This window comes from Vibrio sp. S234-5 (assembly GCF_000960595.1).
GTDB lineage: Bacteria > Pseudomonadota > Gammaproteobacteria > Enterobacterales > Vibrionaceae > Vibrio.
Genome location: NZ_JZAM01000404.1, coordinates 1 through 404, shown reverse-complemented (window position 1 = coordinate 404; position 404 = coordinate 1). Strand labels below are relative to the sequence as shown.

Below are 404 nucleotides of genomic sequence, written 5' to 3'. Positions count from 1 at the left end.
AAACAAACAAGGAGAAGCGCCTAAGAGTTATTTTCAGCCTTGCCAATCAAAGTCATCGCAACAACACAGAAAGCGTTCAGACCAGCAGACGGCGAACGCTGCTATACAAACTCAAACCAACTGTTATCCTCGACTAAAAAGTCTCAACGGCATACCATCTGCGGTTATACAGTTTGCTAGCGTTCATCTTTCGGCGAATCCATCACCGCCATAGTGGTGATGGATTTTACCTGCTCGCACTCTCCTAACACATCGGCATGAAATTTCTTGTAGCTGACCAGATCGAGCGTTTCAGCTCGAAGTAAGTACTCATTCGCCCCCGTGATGTTGTGACACTCGTCCACTTCATCGACAAAGCGCACATGGTCTTCAAATTGTTGCTGCGCTTTTTTGCTGTGCGACGC

Annotated in this window: 1 protein-coding gene; it reads right to left on the bottom strand. The window is 47.3% G+C overall.

Translation table 11 applies throughout. The features are described from left to right. Nucleotides 1-176: 176 nt before the first annotated feature. Nucleotides 177-404, bottom strand: a 228-nt coding sequence (locus tag UF06_RS22335; protein WP_045572431.1) for an Lrp/AsnC family transcriptional regulator, incomplete at its 5' end; no start/stop codon positions are given.